This is a genomic window from Mycobacterium sp., from assembly GCF_049647605.1.
Classification (GTDB): Bacteria; Actinomycetota; Actinomycetes; order Mycobacteriales; family Mycobacteriaceae; genus Mycobacterium.
Window position 1 is genome coordinate 1 of sequence record NZ_JBARXZ010000191.1, and the last position, 12,151, is coordinate 12,151.

Genomic DNA, 12,151 nt, shown 5'->3' on the forward strand with positions numbered 1-12,151 from the left:
AGGGAGCCCAGGTCACCGCCGTCGAACCGGCGGCCGCGCGCGCCGACCTGGTCGAGGCCAACACCCGTGGCTTCGGCGTCGAGGTGCTGCGCCGGGACGGCCGGGTTTCCGTGGACGACGGTTCGGCACTGCCCACCGGTTTCGACCGGGTGCTGGTGGACGCGCCGTGCACCGGACTGGGTGCGCTGCGGCGTCGCCCAGAGGCCCGCTGGCGCCGTCAACCGAGTGACGTGGCGGTCCTGACCCGGCTGCAGCGGGAGTTGCTGGCCTCGGCGATTGCGCTGACCCGGCCGGGTGGAGTGGTGTTGTACTCCACCTGCTCACCGCATCTGGCCGAGACCGTCGGGGTGATCGCCGATGCCCGGCGCAGATACAACGTGACCGAACTGGACACCCGGGAGTTGTTCGCGCCCATCGCGGATCTCGGGCCCGGACCTCACGTCCAGCTGTGGCCGCACCGCCACGGCACGGACGCGATGTTCGCCGCGGCACTGCAAGTAGGGTGATCGCCATGTCTGAGCCGTCATCTCGTCCCATGATTGCGCCGTCGATCCTGTCCGCCGACTTCGCTCGGTTGGCCGATGAGGTGGCCGCCGTCGGCGGCGCCGACTGGTTGCACGTCGATGTGATGGACAACCATTTTGTGCCGAATCTGACCCTCGGATTGCCGGTGGTCGAGAGCCTGCTCAAGGTCACCGACATCCCGATGGACTGCCATCTGATGATCGACGAACCGGAGCGGTGGGCACCGCCGTACGCCGAGGCCGGTGCCTACAACGTCACGTTCCACGCCGAAGCCACCGACAACCCGGTCGCGGTGGCACGTGACATCCGCGCCGCCGGTGCAAAAGCGGGACTGTCGATCAAACCCGGTACCCGGTTGGAGCCGTATCTGGAGATCCTGCGGGAGTTCGACACGCTGCTGGTGATGTCGGTGGAACCGGGATTCGGCGGGCAGAAGTTCATGCCCGAGGTGCTCTCCAAGGTCAGTGCCGTCCGGCGCCTCGTGGACGCGGGCGAATTGACCATCGTGGTGGAGATCGACGGCGGGATCAACGCCGACACCATCTCCCAGGCCGCCGAAGCGGGCGTCGACTGTTTTGTGGCCGGCTCGGCCGTCTACGGTGCCGACGATCCCGCTGCCGCCCTGGAAGCGCTGCGGGTCAGTGCGGCGGCATCATCGGCACACCTTCGGTTATGACATTCGAGGCCGCCATGCGGTCCGCGATCGAATGCGCTGAGCAGGTCAAGGGCCACACATATCCGAATCCACCCGTGGGTGCGGTGATCCTGGACGCCGGTGGGCACGTTGTCGGCTCCGGGGCCACCGAACCGGTGGGCGGTCCACACGCCGAGGTGGTGGCGCTGCGCGCGGCCGGTTCCCGGGCCCGAGGCGGGACCGCGGTGGTCACACTGGAGCCCTGCGCTCATCACGGCCGCACCCCGCCGTGCGTCGATGCGCTTGTCGCGGCAGGGATCTCGACGGTGGTGTACGCGGTCGCCGACCCCAATCCGGTGGCAGCCGGCGGCGCGGTACATCTGCGTGAGGCCGGGATCGAGGTGATCGACGACGTGCTCACCGGCGAGGTGTCGGCCGGGCCGCTACGGCAATGGCTGCATCGGCAGCGCACCGGCCGCCCGTACGTCACCTGGAAGTACGCCGGCAGCATCGACGGGCGCAGTGCGGCCGCCGACGGCACCAGCCAGTGGATCACCGGTCCGGTGGCCCGTGCCGACGTGCATCGGAGGCGTGCCGCGGCCGATGCGATCGTGGTGGGCACCGGCACGGTGCTCGCCGACGATCCGACCTTGACCGCGAGGTTGCCCGACGGCAGCCTCGCCGACCACCAACCGTTGCGGGTGGTGGTCGGGCAGCGTGAGATCTCCACGGAAGCCAATGTGCTCAACGATGATTCGCACACGATGCTGATCCGTACCCATGATCCGCACGAGGTGCTCAGGGCGTTGTCCGACCGCACCGATGTGTTCATCGAGGGCGGGCCGACCCTGGCGGGTGCGTTCCTGCGGGCCGGTCTGGTGGACCGGGTCCTGGCCTACATCGCCCCGATCATGCTGGGCGGGCCGACGATGGTGGTCGACAGTGTGGGCGTGTCCACCATCTCGCAGGCGTTGAGATGGCGGTACGACTCCGTGGCTCAGCTCGGACCGGATCTGCTGGTCAGCCTGGTCCGCGATCCCTGACGGTGTCACCGCGGCGAACTCGGTACGCCGAGCTCGCCGCGGCGAAGTCAGCGTGCGTGCCGGCCGCCCGAATCCGGCCGCGGAATCTGCACCGTCTGCGGTTCGTGGGATGACACCGAGAACACCTGAGTCTCGCTGTCATCGGGATCAGGTTGGCTGTCAGCGTTTTTGGGCCGTGCGTCCTTGGCTGCGATGAACAACCCGATCACTGCGCCCACCACACACACGACCGCGGTGATGGCAAAGATCTCGCCGTACTGCATGGCAAATGCCTGCCGGTACCGGGTGGCTTCCGCGGCGATCCGCGCCGCGAGGTTGTCGGCGCCGCCCTCGAGGGGGAGTGAGGCCAGGATCTGGTTGAACCGGTACAGGCCCCACGCCGACAGCGCAGCGACACCGACCAGCATGCCGGTCATCCGGGACACCACCACCAGCGACGACGCGATGCCGTGCTGGGCGGGCGGCACCACACGCAGCGCGGCCGAGGTCAGCGGTCCGATCACCAGCCCGAGCCCGATACCGGCCAGAGCGAGGTCGGTGTCGAACGTCGGCAACGTGAACAGCCCGAAGTCGTGGCGCTGCGACAACACGTTGACGCCCCAGTGTGAGATCAACCAGTAGGCGCCCGCGGCGATGAGCAAACCGAGGAATGTCACCAACCGATCGCCGATCCGGGTGGCCAGCCAGCCGCCGAGCAGCGCGCCGATCGGCAGCGCCACCAGGAAGCGCAGCAACAGGAACGCAGCCTCGATCTGATCGGTGCCCAGGACACCCTGGCCGAACAGCTCGATGTTGACCAACGTCACCATCAGGGCCGCGCCGGCGGCGAAGGACGCACCGAGGGCAGCCAGGAACGGCACGAACCGCACCCCGGCCGGATCGATCAGTTTGGTACGCGAATACCGCTCCCAGGCGAAAAACGCGACAACAGCCACACCGGCACCGGCCAGCAGCCACAGCCGCCAGGCGGGCACGACCTCGTGCGCGTTCGGTGTCGGGTTGTACAAACCGAAGACGACAAGCACCAACACGATCGCCAGCAGCACTCCGCCGACGATGTCGATCTTTTCCTTGGGCGTGTCTGCCGATCCGGAGCTCTGCCGCTTCCCCGGAACACTGAAGTGGATCATCACCATGGCGATCAGCGCCAGCGGCACGTTGACCCAGAAAACAGCTTGCCAATGAGCGAACAACGCCACCAAGGCGATGCCGTACAGCGGACCCAGCACACTGCCCAGCTCCTGCGCGGCACCGATACCGCCCAGGACGGCGGCACGTTTGCGCTCGGCCCACAGATCAGCGGCCAGCGCCAGTGTCACGGGCAGCAGCGCACCGCTGGCAGCGCCCTGGATGATGCGGCCGATTACGAGCATCGTCAGATCGGTCGACAATGCGGTGACCACCGACCCGACGGCAAAGCCGACGAGGCCGACCTGGATCAGCATCTTGCGCCCGAAGCGATCGGAAGCCCGCCCCAGCAGCGGCATCGCGGCGATGTAACCGACCAGATAGCCGGTGATGATCGGCGCCACCCGCTGGATCTGATTGATCGGGATCCCGACATCGTTCATGATGTCGCGGATGATCGTGATCACCACATAGGTGTCAAGAGCTCCGAGCAGTACGGCCAGACCGCCGGCACCGATGGCGATGGTGCGGTTGGTTCCGGGGCTGGTCGCTGGGCCGGCTCCCGCGCGCATCAGACTTGCGGCTTGGCGACGGTGACCGGCTTGTTCCATTCAGAGAGCTTCACCTGAACCGAATTGCCACTGCTCTGCTCGATCTGTGCCTGAACCAGATTGTGGTCGCCATCCTTCTCGATCCACGCCGTGGCCGGTACCGCCTCAGTGGCCTTCAGCTGCGGGATCAGCGCATTCACCGAGTCGGCGCTCACCTTGCCGGAGATCTTGACGGTGTCGATGCCGTCGATCTTCTCGGCGGCCTCGGACGTGGGATCGGTGAAGCTGTCCAGCATGGCGGCCAGACCGCCGTTGGGGTTCAGGATCGTCGACGGGTCGTAGATGTCGGCGGCCGGCCCCAGATCGAGCCAGCTGTCCGGTGTCAGCGACGCATAGAGGGTGTTGTCGATCACGATCAACCCGGCATCGACGTCCGAGCCACCCATGCTGATGGTGGCCTGGCCCTGCACGGCCGTGGCCGGCACGTTGGTCAGATCACCGGTCAGGGTCTTCAGGGGCAGCCCGTCGATGGTGCCGTTGACGGTGATGTCCAGATGCGCGCTCTGCAGACCTTTGGTGGTCTGGCTGGACTGCTGTAGCAGCTCAGCGGCATCCGGCAGCGATTCGGTGGAGGTGCCCGAGGAGGAGCACCCGGCGACCAGCACCGCGGCTGCGCTCAGGGCGGCGAGAGTTCGGGTGACCGGGGAGAGCCGGAGCTTGCGTCGAAGCGTCTGCATGAGTGCATCGTAAAGGGTGCTTCGATTCTGACCGCGGTATGACGAAAGGGATTCGAGGTGCGATCCGCATCTCGAGGGGGATCTGCGAGAACGATAGCCTGGTGTGATGTTCACCGGAATCGTCGAAGAACTGGGCGAGATCGTCGGCAAGGAAGACCAGTCCGATGCGGCGCGTTTTGTGATCCGCGGGCCTGTGGTCACCTCCGATGCCGGCCACGGGGATTCGATCGCGGTCAACGGTGTCTGCCTGACCGTGGTGGAGGTGCTTCCGGGTGGCGAGTTCAGTGCCGATGTGATGGCCGAGACGCTCGACCGGTCCAGCCTGGCCCAGGCGGTTGTCGGATCGCAGGTGAATCTGGAGCGCGCCGCCGCCGTCAACAGCCGATTGGGCGGCCACATCGTGCAGGGACATGTGGACGGCACCGGCACTGTCATCTCCAGGTCTCCGTCGGAGCACTGGGAGGTGGTGCGGATCGCGCTGCCCCAGAATCTGGCCCGGTATGTGGTGGAAAAGGGCTCGATCACCGTCGACGGAATCTCCCTGACGGTGTCCGGTCTGGGCCGCGACGACGGCGCCGACTGGTTCGAGGTGTCGCTGATCCCGACAACCCGCCAGCTCACCACTCTCGGTGGTGCACCCGTCGGGACGACGGTGAATCTGGAGGTCGACGTGATCGCCAAGTACGTCGAGCGGCTCATGCTCCAGCCGGGGCAATAAACCGGCCCATCACGGTGGTTCATACTGTGCGAGGCGTTGTAGTCCACGGAGAAACGGCAAGGTAGGCAGAGATGACGAGGCTCGATACCGTCGAAAGGGCGGTCGCCGATATCGCAGCGGGTAAAGCCGTTGTCGTCATCGACGATGAGGACCGCGAGAACGAAGGCGATCTGATCTTCGCCGCGGAGAAGGCAACCCCTGAGCTGGTGGCGTTCATGGTGCGCTACACCTCGGGCTACCTGTGTGTCCCGCTGGACGGGGACATCTGTGACCGGCTCGGACTGCTGCCGATGTACGCCGTCAACCAGGACAAGCACCAGACCGCGTACACCGTGACCGTCGACGCCAAACGAGGTGTCGGTACCGGTATCTCGGCCTCCGACCGGGCGACGACGATGCGGCTGCTCGCCGACCCGACGGCCGTCGCCGAGGAGTTCACCAAGCCCGGGCACGTGGTGCCGCTGCGGGCCAAAGACGGTGGCGTGCTGCGCCGGCCCGGCCACACCGAGGCCGCTGTGGACCTCGCCCGACTGGCCGGCCTGCAACCTGCAGGCGCGATCTGCGAGATCGTCAGCCAGAAGGACGAAGGCGCCATGGCGCAGACCGACGAGCTGCGGGTCTTCGCCGACGAACACGGGCTGGCGCTGATCTCGATCGCCGACCTGATCGAGTGGCGGCGCAAACACGAGAAGCACATCGAGCGCATCGCCGAAGCGCGGATCCCGACCCTGCACGGCGATTTCCGGGCGGTCGGCTACAAGAGCATCTACGAAGACGTCGAGCATGTTGCGCTGGTCCGCGGCGAGATCTCGGGCCCGAACAGCGACGGCCACGACGTGCTGGTGCGGGTGCACTCCGAATGCCTGACCGGTGACGTGTTCGGGTCACGGCGCTGCGACTGCGGCCCCCAACTGGACGCAGCGATGGCCATGGTGGCCCGCGAGGGCCGTGGTGTGGTGCTCTACATGCGCGGACACGAAGGCCGGGGGATCGGCCTGATGCACAAACTGCAGGCCTATCAGCTGCAGGATGCCGGCGAGGACACCGTGGATGCGAACCTCAAACTCGGACTGCCCGCCGATGCCCGCGACTACGGGATCGGCGCCCAGATCCTGGTGGATCTGGGAATCCGCTCGATGCGGTTGCTCACCAACAACCCGGCCAAACGGGTTGGTCTCGACGGGTACGGCCTACACATCATCGAGCGGGTGCCGCTGCCGGTGCGGGCCAACGCCGACAACATCCGCTACCTGATGACCAAGCGCGACCGGATGGGGCATGACCTGACCGGTCTGGACGACTTTTCGGAGGCCGACGACATCGTGCGGTTGCCAGAAGACCTCGGCGGGGCCCTGTGACATTGCTCGACATGACATCGCACAACACGACTTCGAATTCCGGAGCCCGGCGATGAGCGGGGCCGGGGTTCCGGACATGCCGGATCTGGATGCGTCGGGGCTCTCGCTGGCGATCGTGGCCAGTACCTGGCACGACACCGTGTGCGACGCCCTACTCGACGGTGCCCTGCGGGTTGCCCGGGTCGGCGGTATCGAGAGCCCGAAAGTTGTCCGGGTTCTCGGTGCCATCGAGATCCCGGTGGTGGCGCAAGAACTGGCACGGCGCTACGACGCGGTGGTCGCCCTCGGCGTCGTGATCCGTGGCGGTACCCCACATTTCGAGTACGTCTGCGATGCCGTCACTCAAGGTTTGACGCGAGTGTCGCTGGACGCCTCGACGCCGGTGGCCAACGGCGTGCTGACCGTCAACAACGAAGAGCAGGCCCTCGATCGGGCGGGTCTGCCGGATTCTGCAGAGGACAAGGGCGCCCAGGCCGCCGCCGCCGCGCTCGCAACAGCACTACTGCTCAAGGAGCTGCGGACGACATCGTGACCGACTCGACACGAGATACCGACTGGGACCTCACGGTGCGGCCCCATCTGACGCCGTACTTCGCCTACGCCGCGGCTTTCATCATCGCCGCCGCCCACATCGTGGTGGGGTTTCTGCTGAAGGTCGGTCAGACCGGGGTGATCTTCCAGACCTCTGATCAAGTCGGAATCGCGTTGGTCGGTGTGGTGATCGCCGGGGCTGTGCTGATGTTCTCCCGGCCGCGTCTGCGTATCGGGCCCGCCGGAATCTCAGTGCGGAACCTGGTGAACGACAAGCTCATTCCATGGGCGGATGTGGTCGACGTGTCGTTCCCGCCGGGGGCGAGGTGGGCTCGGCTCGACCTGCCGGACTACGAGTACATCCCGCTGATGGCGATCCAGTCGGTCGACAAGGACCGCGCGGTGACCGCCATGGAGAACGTTCGGGCGGCACTGGAGAAGTACCAGCACCAGAGTCACTGAACAGCCCAGCTCCACAACCGGGCTCGTTCCTCGTCTGGTACAGGGTCTGAACAGCCCTGCGGCGACGCCGGTCACACCGCCCGTCGGTACTAGGCTGGTGTGGTGCCTGATCCATCGACGTACCGGCCGGCCCCGGGTTCCATCCCGGTGGAACCCGGCGTCTACCGTTTCAGCGACGCACACGGTCGGGTCATCTACGTGGGCAAGGCCAAGAGCCTGCGCAGCAGGCTGAACTCCTATTTTGCCGACGTGTCGGGTTTGCACCCACGCACCCGTCAGATGGTGACCACCGCCGCCGGGGTCGAGTGGACGGTGGTCAACACCGAGGTCGAAGCCCTGCAGTTGGAATACAACTGGATCAAGGAATTCGACCCGCGCTTCAACGTCCGCTATCGCGACGACAAGACCTACCCGGTGCTGGCGGTCAGTCTCGGTGAGGAGTACCCGCGACTGTTCGTCTATCGGGGGCCACGCCGCAAAGGGGTGCGCTACTTCGGGCCCTACTCGCACGCCTGGGCCATCCGCGAGACCCTCGACCTGCTCACCCGGGTATTTCCGGCACGCACGTGTTCCGGCGGAGTCTTCAAGCGGCACAGCCAGATCGATCGTCCCTGCCTGCTCGGGTACATCGACAAGTGTTCGGCACCGTGTGTCGGTCGGGTCAGCGCCGACGAACACCGGGCGATCGTCGAGAATTTCTGCGACTTCCTGTCCGGTAAAACCGATCGCTTTGCCCGCGACATCGAGCAGCAGATGACCGCGGCGGCCGAGGCGCTCGACTTCGAACGTGCGGCCCGGCTGCGTGACGACCTGTCGGCGGTGCGGCGCGCACTGGAGAAACAGGCGGTGGTCCTCGGAGACGGCACCGATGCCGATGTGGTGGCGTTCGCCGACGACGATCTCGAGGCGGCGGTACAGGTATTCCATGTCCGCGGTGGCCGGGTTCGTGGTCAACGCGGTTGGGTGGTGGAGAAATCCAGCGAGCCGGACGAGACGGAAGCGGCGTCGCACGCGCTGCTGGTCGAGCAGTTCCTCACGCAGTTCTACGGTGAACAGGCCGAGTTGGGCCTCGAAACCAGCGGAGCCGCAGATGAATCCGCCAACCCGGTGCCCCGCGAGGTGCTGGTGCCGGACCTGCCGCCGAATGCCGACGAGTTGGCTGACTGGTTGTCGGGGCTGCGCGGATCCCGGGTGGCGCTGCGAGTTCCCCAGCGCGGCGACAAGAAGGCGCTGGCCGAAACCGTCCAGCGCAACGCCGAATACGCGTTGCAGCAGCACAAGCTCAAGCGCGCCGGCGACTTCAACGCCAGATCGGCTGCATTGCAGTCGATTCAAGACACTCTGGAACTCGCCGATGCGCCGCTGCGTATCGAATGTGTCGACATCAGCCACGTGCAGGGCACCGATGTGGTGGCGTCGCTGGTGGTGTTCGAGGACGGGCTGCCACGTAAATCCGACTATCGCCATTACTCCATCAAGGAGGCTGCGGGGGACGGGCGTTCCGATGACGTCGCCTCCATCGCCGAGGTGACCCGTCGCCGATTCTGGCGGCACGTCAAGGACAGCCGAGAGCCCCAAGAACTTGCGCCGGAGGGGAAATCGCGGAAGTTCGCCTACCCGCCCAATCTGTACGTCGTCGACGGCGGCGCACCCCAGGTCAACGCCGCGCAGGCCGTGCTGGATGAACTCGGTGTCATCGACGTGGCCGTCATCGGGCTGGCCAAACGCCTCGAAGAGGTGTGGGTGCCGAACCTGGACGGGTCGGCGCCGGATCCGGTGATTTTTCCGCGCAACAGCGAGGGGCTGTACCTCTTGCAGCGGGTCCGCGACGAAGCGCACCGATTTGCGATCACGTTCCATCGCAGCAAGCGCTCCAAGCGGATGACCGCCTCGGCGTTGGATGCGGTGCCCGGTCTCGGCGAGCATCGGCGCAAGGCGTTGGTGACACACTTCGGGTCGGTCGCCAAGCTGAAACAGGCCACGGTGGAGGAGATCACCGCCGTCCCCGGGATCGGCGTCACGACAGCCACCGCGGTGCTCCAGGCGCTCGGCGCTCTTGCGGTGCCCGCAGCGGTTCCGAGCGAGGAGGCCACACCGGTGGCCGACATACACGATGATGAAACCGGGCAACGGGTATGGGGATGACTGAAAACACGAACGCACACGGACCGGTGGATGCCGGCATCGACGTCGTACTGGTGACCGGGCTTTCCGGCGCAGGTCGGGGCACCGCGGCCAAGGTGCTCGAAGATCTCGGCTGGTATGTGGCAGACAACCTGCCCACCGAACTGATCGCCCGCATGGTCGACTTCGGACTGGCGGCGGGCTCCCGTATCACCCAGTTGGCCGTCGTCATGGACGCGCGATCGCGGGGATTCACCGGTGACCTCGACGCGGTGCGCAGCGAACTGGCGACGCGGGGTATCAACCCGCGGGTGTTGTTCCTCGAGGCCTCCGATGACATCTTGGTCCGGCGCTACGAGCAGAACCGGCGCAGTCATCCGCTGCAGGGTGACCTCACCCTGGCCGAAGGCATCGCCGCAGAACGAGCGATGCTGACCTCGGTGCGGGCCGGCGCAGACCTGATCATCGACACCTCGAGCCTGCCGGTACCCGCCTTGCGGTCCAGCATCGAACAGGCCTTCGGCACCGAGACAGCGCCGACCACCGCCGTCACCGTCGAATCCTTCGGTTTCAAATACGGGTTGCCGATGGATGCCGACATGGTGATGGACGTGCGTTTTCTGCCCAACCCACACTGGGTAGACGACCTACGCCCGCACTCCGGCCAGCACCCTGCGGTCCGGGACTACGTGCTGGGTCAGCCGGGCGCAGAGAAGTTCCTGGGGACCTACCATGAGCTGCTGGGCCTGGTCATCGAAGGCTACCGCCGGGAGGGAAAGCGTTACATGACAGTCGCCATCGGCTGTACCGGCGGCAAACACCGCAGCGTGGCGATCGCCGAGGCCCTCGTGGCCCGGCTTTCCAGTGTCGACAGGCTGGCAGTGCGGGTGCTGCACCGAGATCTGGGTCGCGAATGACCCCGGAGAATCACCGGATCGTCGCACTCGGCGGTGGCCACGGGCTCTACGCCACACTGTCGGCGGCCCGCCGGCTGACGGCCCATGTCACGGCGGTGGTGACAGTGGCCGACGACGGCGGCTCCTCCGGGCGGCTGCGCAGCGAGCTCGACGTCGTGCCGCCCGGTGATCTGCGAATGGCGTTGGCCGCCTTGGCATCCGATAGCCCACATGGTCGACTGTGGGCAACGATAATTCAGCACCGGTTCAGCGGCAGTGGCGCGCTGGCCGGACATCCGATCGGCAATCTGATGCTGGCCGGTCTCAACGAGGTGCTCGCCGACCCGGTTGCAGCACTCGATGAACTCGGCCGGATCCTGGGCGTGAAAGGTCGGGTGCTACCGATGTGCCCGATCGCGCTGCAGATCGAGGCCGATGTGGCCGGGCTCGAATCCGATCCGCGGATGGGCCGGGTGATCCGCGGCCAGGTCGCCATCGCGACGACTCCTGGCAAAGTGCGCCGGGTGCGGCTGCTGCCGGGAAACCCGCCGGCCACCCGGCAGGCGGTCGACGCGATCCGCAACGCCGACCTGGTGGTGCTGGGACCGGGCTCCTGGTTCACCAGCGTCATCCCGCACGTCTTGGTTCCGGGGCTGGCCGCTGCTTTGAGGGACACGACCGCGCGGCGGGCGGTGGTGCTCAATCTTGCCGCCGAACCCGGCGAGACAGCCGGGTTCTCCGCCGAACGGCACCTGCATGTTCTGAGCCAGCATGCACCCGACTTCCGGGTGCATGACATCATCGTCGACGCTGCCAGTGTTCAGGGCGAGCGAGAACGTCAGCAACTACAGCGCACCGCGAATGCGCTAGATGCCCGAGTTCAGTTCGCGGACGTATCCCGACCTGGTACACCTTTACATGATCCGGCGAAGCTGGCTGCCGTACTACAGAGTGTTGCGGCGGAGGGGGGCGACCCGGTGGCGCCGACTGCACACGAGTCGGCGCCCGGAGTGGTTGGACCCAGCCTGAATGGACCGAGAGGTGACGATCCGTGGCGATGACGGCCGAGGTCAAGGACGAGCTGAGCCGGCTCGTGGTGAATTCAGTCAGCGCTCGGCGCGCCGAGGTGGCGTCGTTGCTGCGGTTTGCCGGCGGCCTGCACATCGTGGCCGGCCGGGTGGTGGTCGAGGCCGAGGTCGATCTCGGCATCATCGCGCGGCGGCTCCGCAAGGACATCTTCGATCTCTACGGGTACAGCGCCGTGGTGCATGTGTTGTCCGCCAGCGGTATCCGCAAGAGCACCCGCTACGTGGTGCGCGTCGCCAAGGACGGTGAAGCGCTGGCCCGCCAGACCGGTCTGCTCGACCTGCGGGGTCGCCCAGTGCGTGGGCTGCCCGCGCAGGTGGTCGGTGGCAGCGTCGGCGATGCCGAAGCGGCGTGGCGA

At 66.5% G+C, this 12,151-nt stretch carries 13 protein-coding genes; 11 read left to right on the forward strand and 2 right to left on the reverse strand.

Annotated elements, in window-relative coordinates:
- From WBB07_RS24350 to ribD, 3 genes are all read left to right on the forward strand, one after another.
- Positions 1-506: NOL1/NOP2/SUN domain family protein (locus WBB07_RS24350; RefSeq protein ID WP_526311391.1), on the forward strand; the 506-nt coding region annotated here is incomplete at its 5' end.
- Positions 507-511: 5 nt separating this feature from the next.
- Positions 512-1,201, forward strand: a complete 690-nt coding sequence (gene rpe / locus WBB07_RS24355; protein ID WP_526311393.1) for a ribulose-phosphate 3-epimerase — start codon at positions 512-514, stop codon at positions 1,199-1,201.
- The gene (gene ribD / locus WBB07_RS24360) at positions 1,198-2,202 is read left to right on the forward strand and encodes a bifunctional diaminohydroxyphosphoribosylaminopyrimidine deaminase/5-amino-6-(5-phosphoribosylamino)uracil reductase RibD (protein WP_526311395.1); all 1,005 of its coding nucleotides are present in this window, start codon (positions 1,198-1,200) and stop codon (positions 2,200-2,202) included. The genes rpe and ribD overlap by 4 nt, the downstream gene beginning before the upstream one ends.
- A gap of 47 nt (positions 2,203-2,249) precedes the next feature.
- On the opposite strand, the gene WBB07_RS24365 is transcribed toward ribD, so the two are convergent.
- On the reverse strand, positions 2,250-3,902 hold the full coding sequence (locus WBB07_RS24365) for an MFS transporter (RefSeq protein ID WP_526311414.1): 1,653 nt from the start codon (positions 3,900-3,902) through the stop codon (positions 2,250-2,252).
- Positions 3,902-4,618: an LppX_LprAFG lipoprotein gene (locus tag WBB07_RS24370; RefSeq protein ID WP_526311397.1), complete on the reverse strand. Its 717-nt coding sequence runs from the start codon at positions 4,616-4,618 to the stop codon at positions 3,902-3,904. The genes WBB07_RS24365 and WBB07_RS24370 overlap by 1 nt, the downstream gene beginning before the upstream one ends.
- A 106-nt stretch (positions 4,619-4,724) precedes the next feature.
- On the opposite strand from WBB07_RS24370, the gene WBB07_RS24375 reads away from it, so the two are divergent.
- The 8 genes from WBB07_RS24375 to whiA all read left to right on the forward strand — a co-directional run.
- On the forward strand, positions 4,725-5,336 hold the full coding sequence (locus WBB07_RS24375; RefSeq protein ID WP_526311399.1) for a riboflavin synthase: 612 nt from the start codon (positions 4,725-4,727) through the stop codon (positions 5,334-5,336).
- A 71-nt stretch (positions 5,337-5,407) separates the two neighbouring features.
- Complete coding sequence (locus tag WBB07_RS24380) at positions 5,408-6,694, forward strand: bifunctional 3,4-dihydroxy-2-butanone-4-phosphate synthase/GTP cyclohydrolase II (RefSeq protein ID WP_526311401.1); 1,287 nt, start codon at positions 5,408-5,410, stop codon at positions 6,692-6,694.
- A 52-nt stretch (positions 6,695-6,746) separates the two neighbouring features.
- On the forward strand, positions 6,747-7,226 hold the full coding sequence (ribH, locus tag WBB07_RS24385) for a 6,7-dimethyl-8-ribityllumazine synthase (RefSeq protein ID WP_526311403.1): 480 nt from the start codon (positions 6,747-6,749) through the stop codon (positions 7,224-7,226).
- Positions 7,223-7,687, forward strand: a complete 465-nt coding sequence (locus WBB07_RS24390; protein ID WP_526311405.1) for a PH domain-containing protein — start codon at positions 7,223-7,225, stop codon at positions 7,685-7,687. Before ribH ends, WBB07_RS24390 begins: the two co-directional genes overlap by 4 nt.
- A gap of 102 nt (positions 7,688-7,789) precedes the next feature.
- Entirely contained in the window at positions 7,790-9,832 is a 2,043-nt protein-coding gene (gene uvrC, locus WBB07_RS24395; RefSeq protein ID WP_526311407.1) for an excinuclease ABC subunit UvrC, read from the forward strand.
- Complete coding sequence (rapZ, locus tag WBB07_RS24400; protein ID WP_526311409.1) at positions 9,829-10,728, forward strand: RNase adapter RapZ; 900 nt, start codon at positions 9,829-9,831, stop codon at positions 10,726-10,728. The genes uvrC and rapZ overlap by 4 nt, the downstream gene beginning before the upstream one ends.
- Positions 10,725-11,768, forward strand: a complete 1,044-nt coding sequence (locus WBB07_RS24405; RefSeq protein WP_526311410.1) for a gluconeogenesis factor YvcK family protein — start codon at positions 10,725-10,727, stop codon at positions 11,766-11,768. Before rapZ ends, WBB07_RS24405 begins: the two co-directional genes overlap by 4 nt.
- On the forward strand, positions 11,759-12,151 hold a 393-nt coding region (whiA, locus tag WBB07_RS24410; protein WP_526311412.1), incomplete at its 3' end, for a DNA-binding protein WhiA. The genes WBB07_RS24405 and whiA, both read left to right, overlap by 10 nt.